General features: G+C 66.5%; 16 protein-coding genes. 3 read left to right on the forward strand and 13 right to left on the reverse strand.

The features are described from left to right. Positions 1–497: 497 nt before the first annotated feature. From ACLQ2O_RS41100 to ACLQ2O_RS41140, 9 genes are all read right to left on the reverse strand, one after another. Positions 498–920, reverse strand: coding sequence for a hypothetical protein (locus ACLQ2O_RS41100; protein WP_425843173.1), 423 nt, complete (start codon positions 918–920; stop codon positions 498–500). Positions 921–930: 10 nt separating this feature from the next. After that, positions 931–7,599 carry a polymorphic toxin-type HINT domain-containing protein gene (locus ACLQ2O_RS41105; RefSeq protein WP_425843175.1) on the reverse strand — a complete coding sequence of 2,223 codons (6,669 nt, stop codon included), beginning with the start codon at positions 7,597–7,599 and terminating at the stop codon, positions 931–933. A gap of 56 nt (positions 7,600–7,655) precedes the next feature. Further along, positions 7,656–10,442, reverse strand: coding sequence for a hypothetical protein (locus tag ACLQ2O_RS41110; protein ID WP_425843177.1), 2,787 nt, complete (start codon positions 10,440–10,442; stop codon positions 7,656–7,658). 165 nt (positions 10,443–10,607) lie between these two features. Continuing rightward, positions 10,608–11,108: a barstar family protein gene (locus tag ACLQ2O_RS41115; protein ID WP_425843179.1), complete on the reverse strand. Its 501-nt coding sequence runs from the start codon at positions 11,106–11,108 to the stop codon at positions 10,608–10,610. A 27-nt stretch (positions 11,109–11,135) separates the two neighbouring features. Next, positions 11,136–11,405, reverse strand: coding sequence for a hypothetical protein (locus ACLQ2O_RS41120; protein ID WP_425843181.1), 270 nt, complete (start codon positions 11,403–11,405; stop codon positions 11,136–11,138). Between the two features lie 185 nt (positions 11,406–11,590). Next, positions 11,591–12,034 (reverse strand): hypothetical protein, encoded by a 444-nt coding sequence (locus ACLQ2O_RS41125; RefSeq protein ID WP_425843183.1) that lies wholly within the window; start codon positions 12,032–12,034, stop codon positions 11,591–11,593. Between the two features lie 69 nt (positions 12,035–12,103). Next, the gene (locus ACLQ2O_RS41130) at positions 12,104–13,591 is read right to left on the reverse strand and encodes a multicopper oxidase family protein (RefSeq protein ID WP_425843185.1); all 1,488 of its coding nucleotides are present in this window, start codon (positions 13,589–13,591) and stop codon (positions 12,104–12,106) included. Next, complete coding sequence (locus ACLQ2O_RS41135; protein ID WP_425843187.1) at positions 13,584–13,991, reverse strand: hypothetical protein; 408 nt, start codon at positions 13,989–13,991, stop codon at positions 13,584–13,586. The genes ACLQ2O_RS41130 and ACLQ2O_RS41135 overlap by 8 nt, the downstream gene beginning before the upstream one ends. After that, entirely contained in the window at positions 13,988–14,461 is a 474-nt protein-coding gene (locus ACLQ2O_RS41140; RefSeq protein WP_425843189.1) for a DUF1707 SHOCT-like domain-containing protein, read from the reverse strand. The genes ACLQ2O_RS41135 and ACLQ2O_RS41140 overlap by 4 nt, the downstream gene beginning before the upstream one ends. 321 nt (positions 14,462–14,782) lie before the next feature. Between ACLQ2O_RS41140 and ACLQ2O_RS41145 the strand changes: the two genes are divergently transcribed. From ACLQ2O_RS41145 to ACLQ2O_RS41155, 3 genes are read left to right on the forward strand one after another with little or no spacing between them, the layout of a single operon-like run. Further along, the gene (locus ACLQ2O_RS41145; RefSeq protein ID WP_425843191.1) at positions 14,783–15,589 is read left to right on the forward strand and encodes an ABC transporter ATP-binding protein; all 807 of its coding nucleotides are present in this window, start codon (positions 14,783–14,785) and stop codon (positions 15,587–15,589) included. Beyond that, positions 15,586–16,377 carry an ABC transporter permease gene (locus ACLQ2O_RS41150; RefSeq protein WP_425843193.1) on the forward strand — a complete coding sequence of 264 codons (792 nt, stop codon included), beginning with the start codon at positions 15,586–15,588 and terminating at the stop codon, positions 16,375–16,377. The genes ACLQ2O_RS41145 and ACLQ2O_RS41150 overlap by 4 nt, the downstream gene beginning before the upstream one ends. Further along, positions 16,374–17,144, forward strand: a complete 771-nt coding sequence (locus ACLQ2O_RS41155) for an ABC transporter permease (RefSeq protein WP_425843195.1) — start codon at positions 16,374–16,376, stop codon at positions 17,142–17,144. Before ACLQ2O_RS41150 ends, ACLQ2O_RS41155 begins: the two co-directional genes overlap by 4 nt. A gap of 29 nt (positions 17,145–17,173) precedes the next feature. On the opposite strand, the gene ACLQ2O_RS41160 is transcribed toward ACLQ2O_RS41155, so the two are convergent. Genes ACLQ2O_RS41160 through ACLQ2O_RS41175 form a run of 4 tightly spaced genes read right to left on the reverse strand, consistent with a single transcriptional unit; the run spans position 17,174 to position 22,458 of the window. Continuing rightward, positions 17,174–18,529 carry an ABC transporter substrate-binding protein gene (locus ACLQ2O_RS41160; protein ID WP_425843197.1) on the reverse strand — a complete coding sequence of 452 codons (1,356 nt, stop codon included), beginning with the start codon at positions 18,527–18,529 and terminating at the stop codon, positions 17,174–17,176. Positions 18,530–18,536: 7 nt separating this feature from the next. Then, entirely contained in the window at positions 18,537–19,418 is an 882-nt protein-coding gene (locus ACLQ2O_RS41165; RefSeq protein WP_425843199.1) for a carbohydrate ABC transporter permease, read from the reverse strand. Beyond that, positions 19,415–20,323, reverse strand: coding sequence for a carbohydrate ABC transporter permease (locus ACLQ2O_RS41170; protein WP_425843201.1), 909 nt, complete (start codon positions 20,321–20,323; stop codon positions 19,415–19,417). Before ACLQ2O_RS41170 ends, ACLQ2O_RS41165 begins: the two co-directional genes overlap by 4 nt. Positions 20,324–20,337: 14 nt before the next feature. Beyond that, the gene (locus ACLQ2O_RS41175; protein ID WP_425843203.1) at positions 20,338–22,458 is read right to left on the reverse strand and encodes an alpha-galactosidase; all 2,121 of its coding nucleotides are present in this window, start codon (positions 22,456–22,458) and stop codon (positions 20,338–20,340) included. Between the last annotated feature and the right edge of the window lie 77 nt (positions 22,459–22,535).

Raw genomic sequence — 22,535 nt, forward strand, 5'->3', positions numbered from 1 at the left:
GGTGTCGGTGTCGGTGTCGGTGTCGGTGTCGGTGTCGGTGTCGGTGTCGGTGTCGGTGTCGGTGTCGGTGTCGGTGTATCGCAGATCACCACACCGACATCCGGGTACCCCCACTCGGAGATCAAGTACGCACTGCCCGTTCCGCACGAACAACAGATCGATGTAACTCTGGGGCAGGTGAAACCCGAGATCATCTCTGCCCGACGAACCATCGCGGCATCGAGGACAGGACCCGTGTAATAGTCACTGTCGTCGAGCATCCGAATCATCCGAATTCTCCATCATGACCAGTGTCAGCATGAGTCTTCCGCACGGCACCACCCCATGGGGTCGCCGACATTGATAACGCCGGCGACCCTCCGGAAGGCGCGTACTGGTACCGCGCCTCTACGAGACCCAACGAGCGGCCACAGATGGCGCCTGTCCCCGTACCGCCGCCCTCCACCGAACCCAATGAACCGCCTCGGCCCCGGCGCCCTCTTCGCGTGACGCGGTCATCAGTCGTCGTAGTACCCCTTCACAAAAACAGAGGTGGACTCGACGACGTAGCCGGATGAGAACACGGCGAAGCCCGCCTCGAAGAAGATGCGAGACGCCCCGTCGTCGTCATCGGGCGTTAGCCCAGCACCATCGAGGTCAGCGAGGACTTCCCTCATGTCCCGACCGTTCAACGAGACCACCCCGAACCGGGGGACGCTCTCGCCGGCCGTTGCATAACTTTCGACGAAGTCCACCCGATCTGAATCGTCGTAGTACACGAAGACCCCCGCGGACTCGTACTCCTCGTCGCCGGACGCCGAGGCCGCTGCGGTCCGCGTAAAGCTCTTGGGCTCCTCACTCAACGCCGCTCGAACTCCAGCACGGTCCGCACCAAGCTTGATCGGCCCCAGACCGACGTACCCTTCAACTGTCCAAGTCATCGTCGCGCCTTCAGTCCAAACTGTCGATCATCTCAAGGATATGTGGATCATACTTCGATCCGAAGTTACCTTGGATGTCATCGATGTCCATCTGTATCGCATCATCGAACCTTCCTTCGTCGATCAGCTTCTTCTGAGAGTTTCGATAGTTCTTTGCCGACGTCCGGGAGCCCCAACTGGCCGTCTGACGATGGTCCAGCTTTTCCATCCGGATCGATGGGCCGTTACCGTGGGTCAACGGACTCACCGAGTTCGCCGGCATGTGGTGGAGTTCCATGTCGTCGCCGCTGGGCGTCAGTTCCTTGTACCGGCCACCGATTTTGCAGGCGTCGTTGTGCACGAGCACCGAGTTGCTCAGGCGGCCGACATAGTACGTGTGAGCTACAGCGACGGTGAGATTGTGAACCTTCGTCGCTTCGACACGGGAGCCGACTGCTTTGACGATCGCTCGCTGCCCCGGCCTCAGGCCGTGCAACTCGTCGCCGACCTTCAACTGGCCGGCAGTGACCCATCGTCCGCCGCCTTGGAGAGAAAAATGATGGCCGGAAGTCGTGACAATGCTTACTTCGGAGGACTCGCCGGACGGCATTGCGAAGTGGACGTCAAGATCGACCAGCTCCTTCTGCCCGTCGCCGATGATTGTCGCAACGACCTTTTGAGCCGCCGTTTTCCCGGTCGCCGGATCCGTCGCGACGATCGAATCGCCAACGTTGACGGTCTCGATCGCGGCACTTGCTCCACTGGCGAGAACCACAGGCGTCCCCGGCACGAAGGAGTTACAACTCCCGAGCTTGCGGATCGCCGCGATGGCCTCGCCGGCAAGTTCCTTGATCCGGCCGACCAACTCGGCCGCCTTCTTCCACTTCCATGGCGCGCCGTACTTGGACAGCATCTTGCCGGCGACTCCGCCTGCGAACGACGAGAGCACCGTGATTCCGGTCGAGACGCAAGAACTGATGTCTCCGTTCTTGAAGCAGTCAAGAGCATCAGTCACGCCAAGCTCGTCGGCGACGATCTTCACCAGGTCCCTGATGACACGCTTGACGGTCTCTTTGGCTTTGGCCTTCTGCGCGGTGTGGTACGAGATCTGGCGTTCGATCTCGTGGTGGACCTTCTCCTCGTACGATGTCGAGTTCCAACGTTCGACCGACTTCTTGTCGTCGTTGTAGACCTCGCTCTCGTTCTCGGACTTGGTGGCGACCTTGCCACCAGACGGAAGGTCAACCACCACCGCCAGACCGTCCGGGTCCGACATGGACACCGGGCTGTTGGTGGCGTAGGAGTACGCATTCATCTGCTGAGGATTGGTCCGGTCGACCACTGAGTCGACCGAGATGAAGCGGCCGAGGTCCGGGTCGTACTCGCGATCCCCGAGGTGGGTCAGGCGGGTTGATGGATCGAGTTGGCCGTCGACGAAGCCTCGGGACTTGGATTTCCAGGTGGAGGTCTCGCCGCGAGGTGTGCCGAAGGGATCCATCCAGCGCCGGGACAGGTCGCTGGTGGTTCGGTCGATGCTGACCGTTGCTGTTCCGTGGTGATCCGCGAACAGGTTCACCACGTTGTTTGCGTCGGTGCGCATCGCGACCGTGCTGCCGTTGAACTTGTAGTAGCGGGTCGACGAGACGGTGTCGGCCGCCTTGTCCAGGCGGACCTCGGTGTCGCCGAGGTAGAGGGTCGCGCCGGTCGGGTCGTGCTTGATCAGGCGGTCACCTTCGCCGTCGTAGACGAAGTCGGTGGTTCCGCTGGGGCCGGCGACCGATTTCAGGCTGCCGTCGACGTCCCAGGTGAAGGTGTCGGTGTCGCCGGACTCCGTGCGGGTCGCCATGTTGCCGGTGGCGTCGTACGTGTACGAATCAGCCGAGGTGCCACCTGGGCCGCTGCTCGTCACACCGGTCACTGCGTGTGGGCGCGGGAGCGAGCCGGCCGGGTACGCATAGTTGCGGACGGTGTTGCCCGCGGCGGCGTGCGAGGTTTCGACCGCGCGGTTGCCGGACTTCCAGTAGCCGTACGTCTTCCAGTACGGGTACGTCGAGCCTAGGTTCCCGGTGGTCGGTGCCGTGGTGCAGGACGCGTTCGACGTCGTCCGAGCCTCGGTGAGGCGGCGGAGGAAGTCGTAGGCGAAACACTGACGATCCATGCTCGCGCCCTGGGCCTGTGAGTGGGCGATCGCCAGGATGTTGCCGCCGGCATCGTAGGTGTAGTCGAAGGAGTCGTCGGTCTTCGCCTGCGTCTCGCGATCGACCTTCATCCACTCCAGCCGGTGCGTCCCCTCGTCGTACCCGAAGGTCTGGAAAGCCCCCTTTCCGTTGAGGACATCGCCCATCGTGTACAGCGTGGGCTCACCGAACGGCGTGTATTTAGCCCCGGTCAAGTACGACGACCAGCCGCCGATCGCCGTGAGGTTGCCACTCGGGCTGTAGATCGTTTCGACGGTCTCGTTCGGCAGGCCCGGCACCTGAGGCATCGTCACCTCGTCGACGCTGCCGTCCGGGTTGTACTTCGTCGACGACGTGTACTCGCCGGCCAGCTTGCCTTCTACAGCCGGGATGGTGACCTTCGTCCCCGTCGGCCGATTCAGTGCGTCGTAGCCCGTGATGGCCGAGACGTACTTGTTGCCTCCGACCGTGCGGGTCGACGACGTCAGCAGGCCCTTGCCCAAGGTGTCGTAGGCCCACGAGGACAGGACGGTGCCGGTCGCAGATCCACTACGGACAGCGGTTTTGCGGTCCAGGTTGTCGTACTCGAAGAAGAGCGACTGGTCCCGCGCGTCCCTGGTGGAGGTCAAGCGGTCCACATCGTCGTACGTCGAGGTCGTGGTCCCCTTGTCGGGATCGGTCGACGAAATCTGCCGGCCGCGGAGGTCGTAGGTGTAGCTCCAGGTGCTGCCGCCCGCGTTCTTGACGCTCGCCAACTCGTCGCGAGGTGTGTAGGTGTAGACGGTGTTGTCCGACGGGCCCTGGACCGCGCCACTGGGGTACTGGCGAAGCTCGACGGTGTTGCCACGTGTGTCGACAACACTCATCGTCGCGGTCTGGCCGACCGGCGGGTCCACGCCGACGAAGTTTCCGCCGTACGACGTGGTGGTACGCCACAGCTCGGAGTTCTTCGACTTCATCGTCTCGACGGTGACCCGGTTGGCGCCGTCGACGGTGTAGACGGTTTGGGTTGGGATCTGGACGTCGGTGACTTGGAAGATCTTGTTGGACGGCCCGCTGCTGTCGTCGAAGTACGGGCCGCCCTTCTTCTCCACGACGCCGCGGAAGCTGTACTTCGTGTCCGTGATGACGCGGCCGTTGCCGTTCGCGCTCGGCGCCTGGGTCTGACGCTCACGCAGCAGACCGTCGAAGAGCGTCCGGGTGTTGGAGTAGGTGCCGTTCGGCAGGAGCTCCTGGGACGAGACGATGTTGGGCTGGCCCGCTGTCTTGGACAGCAGGTAGGAGAAGACGGCGGAGGCCGATTTCCCGTCGGCCTTGGGGCGATCAGGCAACCAGACCGAGGTCAGACGACCCGATCCGTCGTAGGTCAGATCCGTACGCTTGCCGTTGGCATCGATCTCGACGGTCGGTGAGCCCCACGCGGGGTCAAGTGTCGACTCACTGGTGTTGTTCAGGGCGTCGGTCGTCTTGGTGCCGGTCACCGGGCCACCGGTCGCCGGGACGTACTCGACCGAACTCGTCCGCCGGTTGAGCCCGTCGTAGGTCTCAGTCGTCCGCCCGAGCTCGTCGTAAACCATCCGGGCGCGCTGCTCGTAGACCGGCGCTCCGCGGAAGGCCGACATCGTCTCCACCTTGGAGACAAGCCCTCTCAGCGGTTCGGTGTCGATCGACGTGTGCTGGTCGTAGTAGGTCCGCTCGTCAGCGACGATCTGGGACGGGATCGGATCGGCCAACGCGCAGCTGACCGAGGCCGTCTCCTTGCGCTTGACCGTGTCCATGACCCAGCCGCTCGGTCGCTGCGCGTACTCGTAGCGCACGCAGCGGTCGTCGTCACCCTTGCTGACATCTCCGAGATCGCTCACCGACGTCGGCAGGCCGAGCTGGTCGTCGAACTGGCTGTCGGTGCCCGACACCCGGTAGGTGCCGTTGGTCAGACGCGTGCGCAGACGGACGTAGCCGGTTCCGAGAAGCGTGGCAATGTCCCCCGGGCTCGCCCCGGTCTGCTTGAGCCACGGCGTGTTGACGGTCCCGGTGATCTCGGCGCCCCCGGCGCCGTTGTACGTGACCTGCTCGCGGACGTAACCGTTCAGACGATCGAAGTCGTCGTAACCGGTGGTCGACTGGGAGTCGGTGACCTTGACGGTCTTGGTCTGGGTGCCCTCCTTGTTCAGGCGATCGCCGTGCAGCCCGCGGAAGTACAGGTACTTCGTGGAAGTCTGCGATCCCGCAGGGCCTTCGAGCACCGTCACGTAGTTGTAGCCACGCCAGTCGCCCCACGTGCGGTACTTCAGTGCCGTCAGTTCGTTGTCGTCAAAGTGCCAGCCGGCGCTGCCCGCGTAGCTGTACGCCGTGTCCTTGGTCGGCGAATCGCCGACCAAGTCGGTCTCGACCGTCCGGGTCACGATGTACTTGTGGAACCAGTGCAGAGTCGGGTTCTCGCCGCCCTCTCTCGTCCAGTACACCGGGAAGCAGCGGCGGGTGTTCGTCGGCGCGGTAGCCTCGGCCGGGTTGGTCGTGCAGTCCTTTGCCGAGTAGTTCACCGAGATCAGCGCGCCGGACTCGGTGCGAATGCCGTTGACGCGCGGCTTGTTCATCGGGAACGCGCCACCGGTGAAGTCACCCACGCGGTTGGGCATCTGCGTGCCCTCGAAGGTGACCGGCGGATCGACGACCGCCGTGCCGTTGGCCATGCCGCTGTGCGTCACGCTGGCGAGCCAGAGGCCGGCCGACGTACCGTCACCCGGATCCTTGAACTCCTGGCCGAAGTCCCAACGGTCGACGGTCCGGTAGTTGCCTCCGCCGGTGTGAACTCCCGTGTACACCGCGTCCAACCGCTTGCGGCTGAAGAACGCGGGCGAGGTCTTGCCGGGGCAGGTCGTGGCGGACGCGCAGATCTGATCGAAAGGCACGTCCGGCCACTTCGAGGCGTTGGCAGCGGTGAGCTGCTCGGGCGCGCAGGTGACCGCCCCGCTCGGGAAGCAACGCTCGGCGACCTCGAAGACGACCCTGGCCGGCGCCGCGACGGACGCGTCGGTGCCGTTGCGCTCGCCGTACTCGATGCTGGTCAGGTAGCTGCCACGGTCGTAGCTCGACACCGCGGTGTTGTTGTTGCGGCCGTAGTAGTTCGTTTCCTTCGCGTACCGATACGTCATGACGTTACCGGACGTGTCGATCACCCGGTCGACGTTCCAGCGCCAGGGCAGCGCACACTGCGAGCCGGCGAAGTCGCCGGCCTTGTAGCAGGACTCGCCGGCGTTGTTCCCGTACACCGGAACCATGGAGACGGAGTTCGACCTGCTCGCCCCGTAAGCAGCCGGGTTCAGGCCGAAGAAGTACTGCGTTCCGTCGGTGGTCGTGAGGCGCCAGTGCTCACCGCTCACCGGACCGTTCACGACGTCGTTGTCCGCGCCGGACAGTCGCTCGATGCGGGATCCGTCGTCCTTCTGCAGCTTCCAGCCCTTGACCGGGTCGTAGAGCAGCTCACTGGAGTGACTTCCCAGCGAGAGCGTCGCGTTGTCCGAACGCCAGCACAGGTCGCCGGTCTTGGTCTTGTTGTTCGAGGCCGCGGTCATGTCGTCCGCGCACGAGACGTACTTGCGCTCGACGTACCCAGGTTCCAGCGTGTGGCCCTGGCCGAGCCACGACCCCTGGTTGTTGGTCGAGGCGGTCTGCCCGTCGAGAGAACCGGACGAGTAGCCGATGGAGAGCTCCGGCCGAGGGCCGGCCGTGCCCGGCGGTACGCGCAGCGGGTAGCTCCAGTTGAAGTCACCGGTCTGCTTGCCGATGCTCCAGGTCGATGCGGGCGACAAAGTGGTGGCGCTGTAGGCACCGTTCGGTCCGTCCGCGGCAGCTGCTACGGCGAACGCAGCCACGGCCGAGCCCGACTGGTTGGCCGGTACGTCGACGTCGGCGCTGACGGTCTCGCTCTTGGCGTCGAGGGTCGATCCGGGAACGATCGTCGCCTTCGAGCACGTCGTCGCGTTCGAGCAGTCGAGCCTGACCATCCGGAGCCTGGTCGCCCAGTCACCGCCGTACGCGTTCTTGAAGTCCGAGTACTTGACCTGCAGCCGCACCTTGCCCGCGGCAACAGTCTTCTGGGTGGCCCCCACCCTCAGGACGACCGCACTGACCCCGAGCTGCTCGGCACGGTCCTGGCCCAGCACGTCGACTCGTACGGCGTTGACGGCTGCACCGGTCTTGGCAGGGTTGGCCGCCGGGGCGACCGTGACCGGGGACGTGCCGACTCGCTGCGGCGTCGACACGGTCTTGGGCTGACCGGCAGCACCGATGACTGGGGCGAGGTTGACGACCCCGCTGGTGGCGGCCGGCCAGGTCGGCGCCTTGACGTCGGCCGGTGTGCCTGGCGACTTCTCGGCCCGCAGATCGTTCTTGCCGGCGAACTCCGCGCCCTTCACCGGGTCCGTCTGCTGCGGAGTCGGCGCCGGGCGGCTGTACGCCTTGGCCTCGGCCGCCGGGACGTAGGAGGCGACGCCTGCGATCAGGCTGACACCCAACACAGTCACCAGCGCCGCTCGACCTCTCCGTGCGGCGGGACGAGTTGCTGTCATGAACCGTCGCATCAGTTGCTCCCCAGGGAGTAGGCCTCGATGATCGAGTCGTCAATCACGTTCTTGTACAGGCGAATGTCGTCAACGGCGCCCCGGAAGAAGTGCGTGGTGCCGCCGTCAATCGCCAGGCCGGTGCGGAACGGGCCCGCACCGTCGGTGACGCTGCGGTCCTCAGGGATCCAGCCGCTGGACCTGCTGTGACCGTCGACGAAGAGTTCCATCCAGTGAGCTCCGGCTTCGTACACCGCGATCAAGGAGACCCACTTTCCTTCCGTGTACGGCAGCCAGTCGGTTTCGAGCTTGGCCGGACCGCCGGATCCGGTGGTGGCGATGGTGAACGAGTACTTCACGTGCCGGTCGCTCGGCACGTCGTCAGCCGGGTCGGGAGTGTCCTTACCTGTCCAGGTCATCTCAGTCGTCCCAAGAGTGAAACTGCTGAGTCCTGGCCGATCCTCGCTGAGAACGACCTGTCGGTTGCTCTTGATCCCCAACTGAACGCGGGCCATGACGCTGAAGTTGTTGCCTGTATCAACGACATTGGTCGCCGTCGTCGCTGTGGTCGCGCCACTGGTCTGGAGCCCCGGCAAGAAGACCGACCAGTCGGGAGGCGTCGCTCCCTCCTTGTCACCGCCTACCCACTCGGCCCCGGTCCCGAGGTACATGGTGCGGTTGTTTCCCGTGCTGTCGGCACTGGACGTCCCCGTACCCTCGTCGAGCAACCACTTGCCATCGGTGTCCGGGCCGGCGATCCGTAGAGTGACGTCGCCGTGGTCGTCACTGCGGTTGCCCGCGGCATCCACACTCCACGCACGCACCCACCAAGGACCGACGTGGGTCGGCGTCGCGGTGAGAGTTCCGTTCGCCTTCGGAATGACGGTGGCTCCTGGACTGAAGGTGTCGAAGGCGTAGCGGAACCCGGTGACGTCGGCCGACGGACTGGTGATCTTGAAGGTCACGGCCTTGCCCAAGGTGTACGGTCCGGCGGTCACCGCGGTGACGGTCGGCGCCGGCGGCTTCGTGAGGTCCACCTTGAAGTAGCACTCGGTCGACCAGGCGGAGTGTGAGTCGCCGTCCCACGCCCGGGCTCGCCAGGCGTAGACCACGTTCGAGTCCAGAGCCTGTATTTCACCGCTGGGCATGAAACGTACCGACGATCCTGTGTTCTGGTAGCCCGCAGTCTTGACCTTCCGGTACGGACCCTCGTCGATGTTCCGCCGAACCTCGAACTCGACCATGGCCTGGTCGCCGTCCCACGCGTCAGGGTCCGTTACCCCGACGACCATACGAGGCTGGCTGTCTCCCATGATGGGGGCGTTGGTGGAGGTCGTGACACAGCTGGTGACGGGGTCTTCCGTGCGCGGGCGGACCACGGTGGGAGCGAAGTTGTAGGTCACCGACAGCTCGGGGTTGTACCGGAATCTCTTCCAGGCGTTCTGATCGGATTCGTCGGCGGCGCGCATACCGAGGTAGACGGTCGAGGCATTGGCGGCGGCCTGTTGAGCCACCGCGGACTGCACGTTGAACGGGACCCAGGCTCCTCCCGGGTCACATCCTTCACGGCCGTGTGCCACGGTCGCGATCCCCAGTCGTTGCTGCCACACCGAGGAGCCGGAGCCGGCTGCCCAGTTCGTGTTCTCGGTGACCCGTGCGGTCTTCCAGACCTCGACGACCTTGGGTGTGCAGGACGCGGCCCAGGTCTCGTACGCGGTGAACGTCGCCGACAGGATCTTCGCCCGAGCGATCTTCGCGACGTCGAAACCGAAGAACAGACGCTTGCGGCTCCACGGTTCGAACGCCTGGTAACCGACGCCTTCGTCGCCGCCCCAACCCCACGTCGGCGTAGACGGGTAGTGCTCGTTGATCATCGAGCGCGCCACGCGAGTGCCCTTGACCACGGGATCGATGTGCAGTGGGTACACCGTGTCGGCGGCATCGACCAACGCACGGTCCGGCGTGATCGCGAGGCTGTCCTGCGCGACCGCGACCGGCATCGGTGCCACAGTGTCGCCCTCGAGCGGTTCCTCCGCCCGGTCGGAGGAGGGCGAGTCTGCCTTCTTGTCACCCGACGAGTCCCACATCACCGGCTTCGGTGCGCTGAAAATCGTCGTACCGAGCTCGTCGACAGCCTGGATGCCCCCGCCCGGAGAGTGCTGCACGGTGAGATTCGGAGCGTCGAGCCCGAGCTCGATCTGCTGTAACTGCGGCAGCTTGGCAGCCGCTTCCGTGTTGACGATCAGCACCTGGGAGAACGAGTCGTTGGTGACGTTCACCCGCAGGTCGACGTCGGGGTAGACCGACTTGTACGTCATGTTGTCGCCGTCGATCACTGGCTCAGGAAGCGGTTGCGGCCAGGTCAGCGAGAACTCGTGGCCGGCTTTGCTCAGTGTCACCAGATGGGTGTCGCCGCCGTCGGAGAACTCCATGTCCATCGCCGTCGCCGCCGGCTTGACGACCCCGTCCTCGCGGGACAGGGTCGGGTCGAGGTCGACCCACTGACCGTCGCGCTTCTTCCGGACGGGCTCCGCGGATTGCTGCAGCGTAAAGCTGCCGTCGGGGTTCGCGAAGCTCTTCGACGTCTCGGTCCGCTTCTCGACCACCTCGACCGGCTTACCGGACGCAGCCGCCCGCTGAGCCGCCGTCGCCTCCGGCTTCTTGGCCGGCGCCGACGGCGGCGGCGCCACCGCTGCTACGGGCCCGGCTTGAAGTCCGCCGACAGCCAGAAACCCGCCGATCACCAACCACCCGGCCGAACGCCGGCCACGCCGGCGCGAACGAGACGTACGAGTGCCCCAGGTCATTGCCCACCCCACAGATCGATCAAGACAGTCGAGGGGTAACTCTGGAGCTATGACGGAAGGTTGAACAGGTACAACCCATACAGTTCGTTTGCACGGGTCGGTGATCTAGGTCACATTTGACATGTCGCTTTGCTGATGCGCGCAGGGCCTATCTGGCCGTCGTACCTAACTGCTCGTGAGCCAGGTCGACGCGCCGTTCTCGCCGCGCCGGAGAGGACCGTTGGCCAAAGTCCCAGCAGCATCAACCACCAGGTGGAACGGCGTACTCGGTCGGTCCCAGTACTCTCCGGTCGCCACCGCCTCGCTCCACTCCGCGGCCACTGCCTCGATCAATCGCACGAACGCGGGCCGATCAAGCGGCTCGTCCTCCAGCAGGCACTCAGGGTTCTTGAGAACCACCACGTAGCAGGTAGCCGGCAGCCACTCGAGGTCGGCCAGGCACTCGTCGAGGGCGGGCCAGTTCCTCCCGAAGTAGTCCGGAAACCTGGCCGCCTCAGCGAACTGGTCGAACAGGGCGGCACTGGTGCGCGCGCGAGCGCCGTCGAGGGAGATCACCTCACCACCAGCAGCGCGAAGCTCGCTGAGCGCCGCCTCGAAAGACAAGGACCCGAAGGGCGCAGTCAGCAGCCAGGGCGGCGTTGCTGTCAGGAGTGGGTTGCCACCCATCCGCCGGCTCCCCTCTCGATCGCTAGCTCAGCTGAAGCGAAGGTACATGTCGCTGTCTCGCCAGGAGTTCGAGAAGCTGTCGAGCATGGCCTCGTGGAGGCGGCGGTCGCTGACGTTTCGGGTGGTGTTGTTCAGTTGTAGCTCGATCTCGTCCTTCACGATCGGCCAGCGGAGCTCATGCATGGTGAAGGAGATCAGCTCGGTCGCGCCGCCGATCGTCAGGTTCCGGACGATGGCGAGAAGAATCCGTTCGAAATCCTCCCGCGCTTCCGGGTGGTCAGGGCCGGCAGTGCCCACGCCACAGTCCGATCGCCGGAACACCGACTGATAGCTGAACTCGCCGAGTACGGCGGCGACCCTGCCTGCCTGCCCGGCCGTCCGGGGAGTGGAGCTTTCTACGCCCCAACCAAGATTCGAGCCACTGTGTACTTGCCGTCCGCGACGGGAATCAGCAACACGTCGTTCTGCCGCATCGGGCGGTGCTACTCCACCGGCTTGCGGCCGCGGGTGAGGACGCCGGAGAACAAGGCCGCCAGCGTCAGCGCAGGTAGGGCTGTGGCGGCGACCGTGGTGGTGTAGTCGAGCCAGGTGGGGGCCCAGTCTGCTGTGGTGATGAGGAGTTTGGATCGGTCGGACGGGTCGACGACGACGGGGACGTACGCACCCGGTTCAGGGAGGGCGACGAGTTTGTCGGCGCCTTCGAGGTTGGTGGGGGTGGCGTTGTCGGGGTGGCGGACGATGACGGTGGTGAGTTGGGTGTGGAGGGTCTGGGAGTAGACGGCGACGACCTCCACCTCGCGGGTCGGCTGGGTTTCCACGAGGTGCTGGTTGTCGTCGAGGTGGGACAGGGCGACGGGGGTGATGACCAGGCCGGCCAGGAGGACCGCGAGGGAGGCGGCGGTGCGGAGGGCGGTGGGGCAGGTCATCTTTCAGGGATACCGCAGGATGCGCGGTTTCGCCTGTCGGCGTGGTGGTTCGACACACAATCGTCGTGATTACTCGGGCTGGTTGACCGAGGAGATCCGGTACGGCGTACTGACGCCCTCGTACATCAGATGCGTCATCAGCCCCTGCGACGCGTGCGGCAGGTTGTGGCAGTGGTCCATCCAGACACCGGGGTTGTCGGCCAGGAAGGCGATCTCGTAGGTCTCGTCGTCGTCGACCTCCAACGTGTCGACCCACCACGGGGTGCCGGAGGCCGCAACGCCGTTGCGGGACAGGACGACGGCGTGGTGCCCGTGCAGGTGCATCGGGTGGGACTGCCCGCTGGTGTTGGAGATCGTCATCTTCACCACGTCGCCGGACGCGACCATGAACATCGGTACGTCGGGGTACTTGTGCCCGTTGATCGTCCACCACAGACCGGGTACGCCGTCCAGGAAGCCGGGGCGCCGGCCGATGCGGTACTCGAACACCCGGTCAGGATTCGCGACGTCGAGGCCCAACGGGGCGGGTGTTCCGTAGGTGAGCAGATCGATGGTTGCTGAAGACAAAGATCCGCCAGGCGGATCGACACCGGGTGGAGCAACTCCAAGACTCACGCCCCCGGCGTCCAGCAGTACGCCGCCTGCGGGGATCACCACCTCAAAATCGACCCGGGCTCCCGCGGCCAAAGGAAAGGTGTCCGTGGTGGCAGTCGGCCCGTGGAGCTCACGCCCGTCGACCGCGACGACCTTGAAGGGCGCGCCGACCAGACCGGTGCGAATCAAGGTGTTGTCGGTGTTGACGACCCGCACGCGCAACGTCGTACCGGCGGCAACCTCGACACGTGGTGCGCCGGTGCGACCGTTGATCGTCCGGCGGTCGTCGTACGTGTGGATCGCGGCGACGAGATCGCGCGACGGGGCGCCGATCACGATCGTGCCGAACAGGCCGTTGCGGACCTGCTCGCTGGAGACCTGGTGCGAGTGGTACCAGTACGTGCCCGCAACCTCAGCGCGGAAGCGGTAGACATGACGACCACCAACCGGTACGGCGTCCTGCGTGACCCCGGCAACACCGTCCTCGGCGTTGGGGACGTCGATCCCGTGCCAGTGCAACGTCGCGCCGTCGGGGACGGACTCGTTGACCAGCGTGACCTCGACCAGATCCCCAACCCGGGCACGGATCAGCGGACCGGGCGAGGAACCGTTGAGCGTGTAGCCGTCGACCGATTCGCCCGACGCCAACGTGAATCGACCCTTGCGGGCGGTCAGAGTCACCGCGACGTCAGCGACACCGGTCCGCGGCCCGGTGAGGTCGGCGACACTCTGACCACCGTGGTGCTGATGCCCCGACGCAGGCCCGCCGCCGTAGTCGGCATACCCCATGTCGTTGGCCGAGTACGACGACGGCACCAGGCTGGTCGCCCAGAGGTAGGCCAGCGGCAAGAGCACCGCCAGCGCCACCCCCAGCGCGATCAGCCGGTTCCGCAACCACCCCGTACGCCGCACGCCGGTCGCCGTCGGATCGGGCTGATCCGACGGCGCCTGGTCCTCAGGCACTCGCAGCCACCGGAGTGGAGGCCCGGCGGGACGCGATGCCCGCGACACCGGCGATCGCCAGCCCGTTGATCCCGTGCAGGATGCCCAGCGCCGGGATGCCGAACGACACCACCGCCAGCAGGAACTGCACGACGACCAGCCCGACGACGATTCCCGCCAGAAGACGCCCACCCGGTACGTCGGTGAGGAATGAGACGATCAGGAAGATCAGCGCGACCAGCCCGATCGCCGTACCGGCCATGCTGTGGTAGCTCTGCCCGAAGTTGCTGTAGTCGGCCCCGATCGTGACGCCGTCCTCCGCGTCGGCCGCGGTCGTGAACCCGGCCAGCGCGATCGCCGCCACCTGGAGCACCACCGCGAGCGCGATCAGCGAGGCCAGCACCCGGTACGCCGTTCTCATGCGTGCCGCCGCTTCTTCACGAGCACGACCGCCGCCACGATCAGCAGCAACGGCAGCACCGGCGGATGCCCGCCGCCCACCACGCACCCGATCGACGCGATCACCGCAAGGGCGGCCAACGCGATCAGCAAGGGCATCGGAATCCGGGAGAGCGGCCCCCGAGCCGCCCACGCCGGGCCACCAGGCCCCGAACCACCAGCCCCACCACCACCCGCCCCCGCCTCAGCACCAGTCCACGGCGGCCGCGTCCACCCGAACGGCCCCGCCCACTCACCGGCGCCGGCCTGCGAAGGCTCCCCCGGCAGGTCCGCGAACAACGCCGCCAGGTCCGCAGCGGTCTTCGCCTGCAGCGCCTGACTGATCCGTTCGCTGTGCTCCTCGGCAGTCAGCCGGCCGGCCTCGTAGTGCTCGCCCAGCCGTTTGACCGCTTCCTCACGTTCCTGGTCCCCGATCCGTACCTGCTCGTTCATGACACTCCTCGGTCGTCGCAGTTCTGATGCCACCGATCGTGTCGTCCGAGCACCCCTCACCGCGTCGCCTCGGCGGCGACACCTCAGCTACCCCCGACGGCGCACAACAGCCACCAGACGTAGTACGGCGTACTCCCCCTGGGGTACGCCCTCCCAGGGCCCCACCCAGGGCTGACCCCGAAAACCCCAGGCGCCCGCCAGCCCCCACGGTTAAACTCGTCGACGGCCACCCTCCGTCATGTGGGTCGGCTGCCGGCAGACTCCGGCTCTCTCCATCGACCCGGCTCCCCAGTCTGCGTGGGCCGGCCCTGGAGGCGCGGCATGCACGCGATCAACGCGACCGACCTGACCAAGGTCTACAAGTACTCCGAGCAGCAGCCCGGGATGAAGGGCGCCCTCAAAGGCCTCGTCAAGCCCGTACGCCGTGAGCGCACGGCGGTCGACGCACTCACCCTGACCGTGCCGAAGGGCCAGGTCATCGGCCTGCTCGGCCCGAACGGCGCCGGCAAGACCACCACGATCAAGATGCTCTGCGGCCTGCTCCGCCCGACCGCCGGCGAGCTGACAGTCCTCGGCCACGAGCCGCACAAGAGATCCTTCGACTTCCTCAGCCGGATCTCCGTCGTGTTCGGCCAGAAGTCGATGCTGTGGTGGGACGTCTCGACGTACGACTCGCTGCTGATCCACCGCGAGATGTACGCGATCCCGAAGCCCACCTTCGACAACAGCGTCGCCGAGCTGACCGAACGCCTCGGCGTCGCCGACCTGATCAACATCCCGGTCCGCAAACTCTCCCTCGGCCAGCGGATGCGCTGCGAGCTGGTGCTCGCTCTGCTGCACGGACCGGACCTGCTGTTCGCCGACGAACCGACCGTCGGCCTCGACGTCGTCGCGAAGCTTGCCCTGCGCAACTTCCTCGCCGAGATGAACCGCGACCACGGGACGACGATCGTGCTGACCAGTCACGACATGAGCGACGTCGCCGCCCTGTGCCAGCGGATCGCGCTGATCGACCACGGCGTGATCGGCTTCGACGGCGATCTCCAAGATCTCAGGCAGCAAAGCGGACAGCACGCCGATGCCGACCTGGACCAGGTCCTCGCCGCGATGTTCAAGAGCCGCTCATGACCCGGCAGTTGCGACTGCTCCGCATCCTGACCGTCCAAGAGGTCCGGATGATGATGAACCACCGCTGGTGGCTCTTCCTCCTCCAGATCGCCAACGTGCTGCCGCCGGCCGTCGCGCTCCTGGTCTGGCACGGCGCCATCGACCAAGGCGCGAACCCACCCGTCTCCACGACGTACCTGACCAGCTACCTGGTCCTCGTCAGCGTCGTCGCGATGATCACCTCGAGCTGGACGTCGAGCTTCCTGGCCGCCTCGATCCGCCTCGGCGGCCTCAACTCCTGGCTCGTCCGCCCCTGCTCGACCCACCTGTCGTACCTGGCCAACAACTCGGCCGAGAAGTTCCTCAAGCTCGGCCTCCTGATTCCCCCGGTCGCGGTCCTGGGCGTGATCTTCCGCCACGACCTCCGCCTGCCCGGCGAGCCGGGCCGCTGGCTCCTCTTCCTCCCGGCGCTGGTCGTGGCCGCGGCCATGACGTTCGCGCTCGACATCCTGATCGGATCGCTCGCCTTCTGGCTGGAGGACATCGCCGCGATCGACCGCCTGCGCTACCTCGTCGCGCGGCTCCTGTCGGGAGGACTCGTCCCGCTGGCGCTCTTCCCCGCGGTGTTCCAGCCGTACCTCGCCGCCCAGCCGTTCCGCTTCCTGATCTCCTTCCCGCTCGAGGTCCTGCTCGGTACGACGCGCGCGATCGACTACGCCTACCAGGCAGGCTGGTTCGTCGTCGTGGTCGGCGGCGCCGCCCTGGTCTGGCGACGCGGCCTGCGCGACTACCAGGGAGCGGGCGCATGACGCCCCGGCTGTTCTGGGCCTGCCTCAAGCAGGCGATCCGCCGGGACCTGCAGTTCCGCAGCCAGACGGCGATCAACGCGTTCTCGTCGATCGGCGACCTCGTGCTCGGCGTCGTACCGGTCCTGATCCTCACCGGCGCCGGCGGTACGGCGTGGAGCGGGCCGCTGGCCGTCGTCGTGGTCGGCATCTTCGGCATCTCGACCGGCCTGATGGACTGCTTCGTCCGGCCGAACCTGGCCAAGATGCACACCTACGTCCGCCAGGGCGACCTCGACCTCATCCTGATCCGCCCGGTCAACGCGCAGGTGTTCGCGTCGCTGCGCTGGATGGAGCCCGCCGAGCTCGGCCGTGTCCTGTCCGGTGCCGCGATGGTCGCGGTCGGTCTGCACCTGACCGACGTGAGCCCCGACGCCGGCCTGGTCCTCCAGGCGATCGCCTGGGCGCTGATCGGCTTCGTCGGGTTCAGCCTGCTCTGGGCCAACCTCGCCTACTCGGCGTTCTGGTTCGAGAGCGCGGAGCCGGTCAACGAGATCGCGTCTCAGCTCCGGGAGGCGGGCAAGTACCCGATCAGCTACTTCACCGGCGCGGCCCGGCTCGTGCTGATGACGCTCGCCCCGGCCGGCCTGGTGGCGGCGGTGCCGGTCGAGACGCTGACCGGCACCGCATCACCTCTGCTGCTCGCTCTGCCGGCGCTCGCCGCCGGAGTCCTGCTCACCAAACTCCACTGGCGCCTCGCCAGCCGCCGCTACAGCTCAGCCAGCAGCTGACACAGCGTTTCAGAGACTGGTACGCCGTTTCAGCTCGCCGCCGACAGGATCTGGTTCACGTCGTCGTTGGCCCCGGCCAGCGACGACGGATCCTTCTCGAACGCCATCACCGCGTCCATCGCCGGCACCATCACCGCGGTGACGTCGGCGGCGTTCGGGTTCGCCGGGTACGGGAACACGTCGCCCGCCGCCACCGGCTCGAGGAACGGCGTGACGTCCCACCCGTCGGCCTCGAACGCCGACCTCGCCAACGGCAAGGACGCGCTCACCGCCGGGAAGACCACGCCGGCCTTGGCGACGATGTCCTGCGCCGTCCGCGACCCGAGGAACTTCACCCACGCCCACGCCGCGTCCCGCCGGGTGGTGTCGGCCCAGATCGTGTCCGCCAGCCCGTTCATCATCGACATCCGCTTGCCGTTCGGCCCCTCCGGGAGCCGCGCGAGCTTGGTCTTCACCTGCTTCAGGCCGGCGTACGTCTCGAGCATCCAGGACCCGTTCGGCGTGATGCCGTACTTGCCGGCCCCGAACGACGTCGTCACGTCGACGCCGGACTTGGCCTGCGCGTACGTCGGCATGTAGCCCTTGGTGATCAGCCCGCGCCACCAGCCGATCGTCTCGGTGAACTTCGGGTCGCCGTAGAAGAACTTGGTCCCCCACGGCTCGCCCTCGGAGTACTTCCAGTCGTTGGTCGCGGCGTACCAGCTCCAGCTGGTCTGGCCGTCGGCGCCACCGGCGTCGCCGTACCCGAGTCCGTAGACCTTGATGTTGTTCTTGTCGAACCCGGGCTGGTCACCGCGCCGGCCCTTGGCGTCGACGGTCAGCCGGGCGACGACCTGCTCGAACGTGCCGCCGTCCTTCGGGTTCCAGGTCATCGCGTTCAGCTGGTCGGTGCTGATCCCGGCCGCCTCGGTGAGCGCGGAGTTGTAGAAGTACACCTCGGTGTCGAAGTCCTTCGGCAGCCCGTACCGGTGGCCGTCGGCACCGATCCAGCGGTCGGCCAGACCCTTCTGGTAGATCGACAGGTCGACCCCGTCGCGCTCGACGAACTCGTCCAGCGCCAGCACCTGGCCCTTGTCGGCGAACAGCGGGTACTTCGCCGAGTGCGACGTGAACACGTCGGGCGCCGTACCGGAGATGAAGCCGGTGACGAGCTTGTTCCAGTAGTCGTCCCAGCCGTACTGCTCGATCTTCACGCTGTACTGCGGGTTCTGCTGCTGGAACACCTTCGCGCACTCGGTGTACATCGGCAGCTGGGCGGAGTCCCACAGCCAGTAGATGACCTCGCCGGCCCCGCGGGAGGAGGCACCGTTGTTGCAGCCGGCCACCGCCGAGGCGGCCAGTCCGGCCAGCGTTCCCCTGAGCACCGTGCGTCGTGAAATGTTCATCCGACCCTCACTTGATCCCGGAGAAACCGATGGAGTTGGTGATCCGCTTGGCGAAGGCCAGGAACAGGATGATCATCGGCAGCGCCGCGATCAGCGTCGCCGCCATCAGCCCGGCCCAGTCCGGCCCGCCCTGCGGCGTCTGCGACCGGAACACGCCCAACGCGACGGTCAGTACCCGGACATTCTCCTGCTGACCGACCAGCAACGGCCAGAAGTAGTCGTTCCAGGAGTTGATGTAGGTCAGGATCGCCAGCGTCGCGATCGGTGCCGCGCTGATCGGGATCACGATGCCGAAGAAGATCCTGCGGTGCCCGGCCCCGTCGATCATCGCCGCTTCCTCCAGCTCCCGGTTGATGCTGAGGAAGAACTGGCGCAGGAAGAAGATCGCGAACGGCGTCATGAACGCGCCCGGCAGGATGATGCCGGCGAAGCTGTTCAGCAGCCCGAGGTTCTTGATCAGCACGAAGTTCGGCAGCGTGGTGAAGATCGGCGGCACCATCAGCGCGGCCAGGAACAGCGCGAACACCTTGTCCCGGCCGGGCCAGCGCAGCCGGGCGAACGCGTACGCCGCCATCGCGCTGAAGAACACCTGGCAGACCGTCGTCACCGTGGACACGATCAGCGAGTTGCGCAGGTACAGCCAGAAGTTGACCGCGGCGCCGGAGCCGCCCTGGGCCTGCGCCTCCTCGACCGTCGACAGCCCGAGCACCCGCTTGAAGGCGCCGAGCGTGGTCTCCACCGGGAGCAGCGAGCTCGGGTGCCCGGCGAGCTGGGTGTTGTCCGACAGCGCCGTACGGAGCATCCAGTAGAACGGGAACAGCGTCAGCAGCATCAGTACGACGAGCACGACCCACGCGACGGTCCGGCCCGGGGTGAGCGACTTCCTCATGCCAGATCACTCTCCTTGGCGCGGAGCAGCCGCAGCTGCAGCAGCGAGACGACCGCGAGGATGGCGAACAGCACCAGCGCCATCGCCGAGGCGTACCCGAAGTCGAACCGGGTGAACGCCCGCTCGTAGATGTAGTAGTAGATGACCCGGGTGGCGTTGATCGGACCGCCCTGCGTGGTCACCGCGATCGTGTCGAAGATCTGGAACGAGCCGATCATGGTGACCACCAGGACCATCACCAGGACCGGCCGCAGCAGCGGCAGCGTGATCCGCCAGAACGTCTGCATCTCGCTCGAGCCGTCCACCTCGGCGGCCTCGTACACGTACGACGGAATGGTCTGCAGACCGGCGAACACCAGCAGCGCCGTGTAGCCCATGTGCCGCCAGATGTTGATCCCGGCAACGGTCGGGATGGCCCAGTGCGAGTCGCCGAAGAAGGCGACCGGGTCGATCCCGATCCAGCTCAGGCCCTGGTTCACGATGCCGACCTGGAAGTCGAGCATCCAGTACCAGACCAGCGCGACCACGACGTTGGCGATCAGGTACGGCAGCAGGATCACCGCGCGGACCGTGATCGACTTGGTCAGCCGGTACATCAGCATCGCGATCAGCACCGCCAGCACGGTCTGCAGGCCGATGTTGATCACGACGTACTCGATCGTGACGACGAGCGCGTTCCAGAAGAAGCTGTCGTGGATCATCCGCTCGTAGTTCTGCAGCCCGTTGAACTCCGGCGCCTGCAGCAGGCTGTACTCGGTGAAGCTCAGGTAGGCGCCACGCAGGGTCGGCCAGATGTAGAACACCACGAACCCGACGGTGGCCGGGGCCAGGAAGATCATCGCGACCTTCAGGTCCCCGAACCTTCGTCGTTGTCGCTTCGGTGGGGCATTCGTCGTCACGGTCACAGCCGATCTCCTCCTCAGTCGATGGCCTGCACGTCCAGCAGGATCGCGTTCTCCGGCCACTGCGCGGGGACTTGGACCCCGACGTTGGCGAGTGCGGCGCCGTTCAGCTCGACGCCGTCGGCCCACCACGGAGCGGCGTTGCGCGGCTGGGCACCGGGGGTCTGCACCTTGCTGACCCGGTAGGTACGGGTCGCGTCGAGCCCTGGCAGCCGGACCCGGCCCAGGTCGGAGGTGATCGACTGGGTCAGCTGTACGGCGCTGAAGACCGCGCGGGATCCGTCCTGCGCGACAACGCCGTGCAGCAGGAAGTCCTCCGAGCCGCGGTCGGCCCGGACCACCCGGCCGGTGTGCAGCAACGGCCGGAGCTCCTTGTGCAGCGCGACCCAGCCTGCCAGCTCCTCGCGCTCCTCGGCCGACGCCGCGCTGATGTCCCACTCGATGCCAAAGTGGCCGAACAGCGCGGTGGTCGCCCGGAACGCCAGCGTCTGGGTCCGGCCGGTGGTGTGCGCCTTCGGCGGGCCGACGTGGCAGCCGATCAGCTCCGGCGGGAGCAGCAGCTGGGTGTAGCGCTGGATCTTCTGCCGCTCCAGCGCGTCGTTGCTGTCGCTGCCCCAGACCCGGTCGGTGCGCTCCAGCACGCCGAGGTCGACGCGCGCGCCACCGGACGAGCAGGACTCGATCTCCAGACCGGGGTGCCGGCGCTTGAGCTCGTCCAGCAGCCGGTACAGCGCCAGGGTCTGCTGGTGGATGCCCGCGGTCCCGGTCAACTGGTTGCCGCCGTCAACGAAGTCGCGGTTGTGGTCCCACTTCAGGTACGAGATGTCGTACTCGTTGAGGATCGAGTCGAGCCGCTCGAGGATGTACTCGTACGCCGCCGGGATGCCCAGGTTGAGGCCCTGCTGGTGCCGCGCGGTCGGGGGCATCCGGTTGCCGGTGGCAAGGATCCAGTCCGGGTGCTCACGGGCCAGGTCGGAGTCGGGGTTGACCATCTCGGGCTCGACCCAGAGGCCGAACTGCAGTCCGAGGCCGGTGACGTGGTCGACCAGCGGGTGCAGGCCCTTCGGCCAGATGCCTTCGTCGACGTACCAGTCACCGAGCCCGGCGTGGTCGTCGCGGCGGCCACGGAACCAGCCGTCGTCGAGCACGAACCGCTCCGCCCCGACCTCGGCGGCCGCGTCGGCGAGCGCCTTCAGCTTGTCCAGGTCGAGGTCGAAGTAGACCGCTTCCCAGGTGTTCAGCACGACCGGGCGGTCGGTGGTGGGGTGGGTCGGCCGGGCCCGCAGGTACTCGTGGAAGCGGGTCGACAGCTGGTCCAGGCCCACGCCGTACGAGCCGTAGATCCAGGGGGTGCTGTAGCTGCCCTGCGGCTCGAGGCGACCCTCGCCCGGCAGGAGCAGCTCGCCGCCGCCGATCACGGCGTACCCGCTCATCCCGCGCTCGGCGTACGAGCGGTGGTTGCCGCTCCAAGCGGTGTGCACTCCCCAGACCTCGCCGGTGCCGAAGGTGAAGTTCCGGGCGCCGGCGATCAGCAGAAGGGTCGCGTCGGCGCCGGTACGGCCGCGGCGGTTGTCTCGGATGTGCGCGCCCTGCGTGAACGCGTGCCGCTGCGGGTGCCGCTCACCGATGTGCCGGCCGGTCATGTCAAGCAACTCGGTGGCCTCGGTCGGCACCGGGAGTGCGAGGACCAGACCGTCCACCGTGTACGGCGAACCGCCGGTGTTGGTCAGGTCGGCCTTGGCCTTCACCAGACCGGAGTCGGTCAGCTCGATCGTCAACGCCAGCGTCAACTGCGCACCGGCGTCGGCGGCCTGGACGGTCACCGTGTTGCCGTCCTGGTCGACGCTCTGCAGCTGGAACGACGCGGAGAAGTCCTGCCCGTCACGGTGCCCGTTCAACCCCGGCAGCCCGAACCAGCCGGCCGAGTACTCCGGAACGATCGCGACCGGCAGGTTGTCGTCGAGCCCGTTGCCGGTCTGCACCGCGCCGGCCCCACGCCTGAGCTCAATCAGCGCAGACTCACTCAGCTCGCCCAGATCCGCACCCCAGTGCAGAACCGACGGAAGCGCCGGCCCGGAGCAGTCCAGCACCAGACTGACACCCGCCGAGCGGAGCTGCAGCACCTTGATGTTCGACACTGTTGATTCACTCTGCTTTCTGATTGATTTCAGGACGGAACTATTTACCCTGACACGCCGAATGTCAATGCTTCACG

It is taken from the genome of Kribbella sp. DT2, assembly GCF_049844575.1.
In the GTDB taxonomy this organism is placed as follows: Bacteria; Actinomycetota; Actinomycetes; order Propionibacteriales; family Kribbellaceae; genus Kribbella.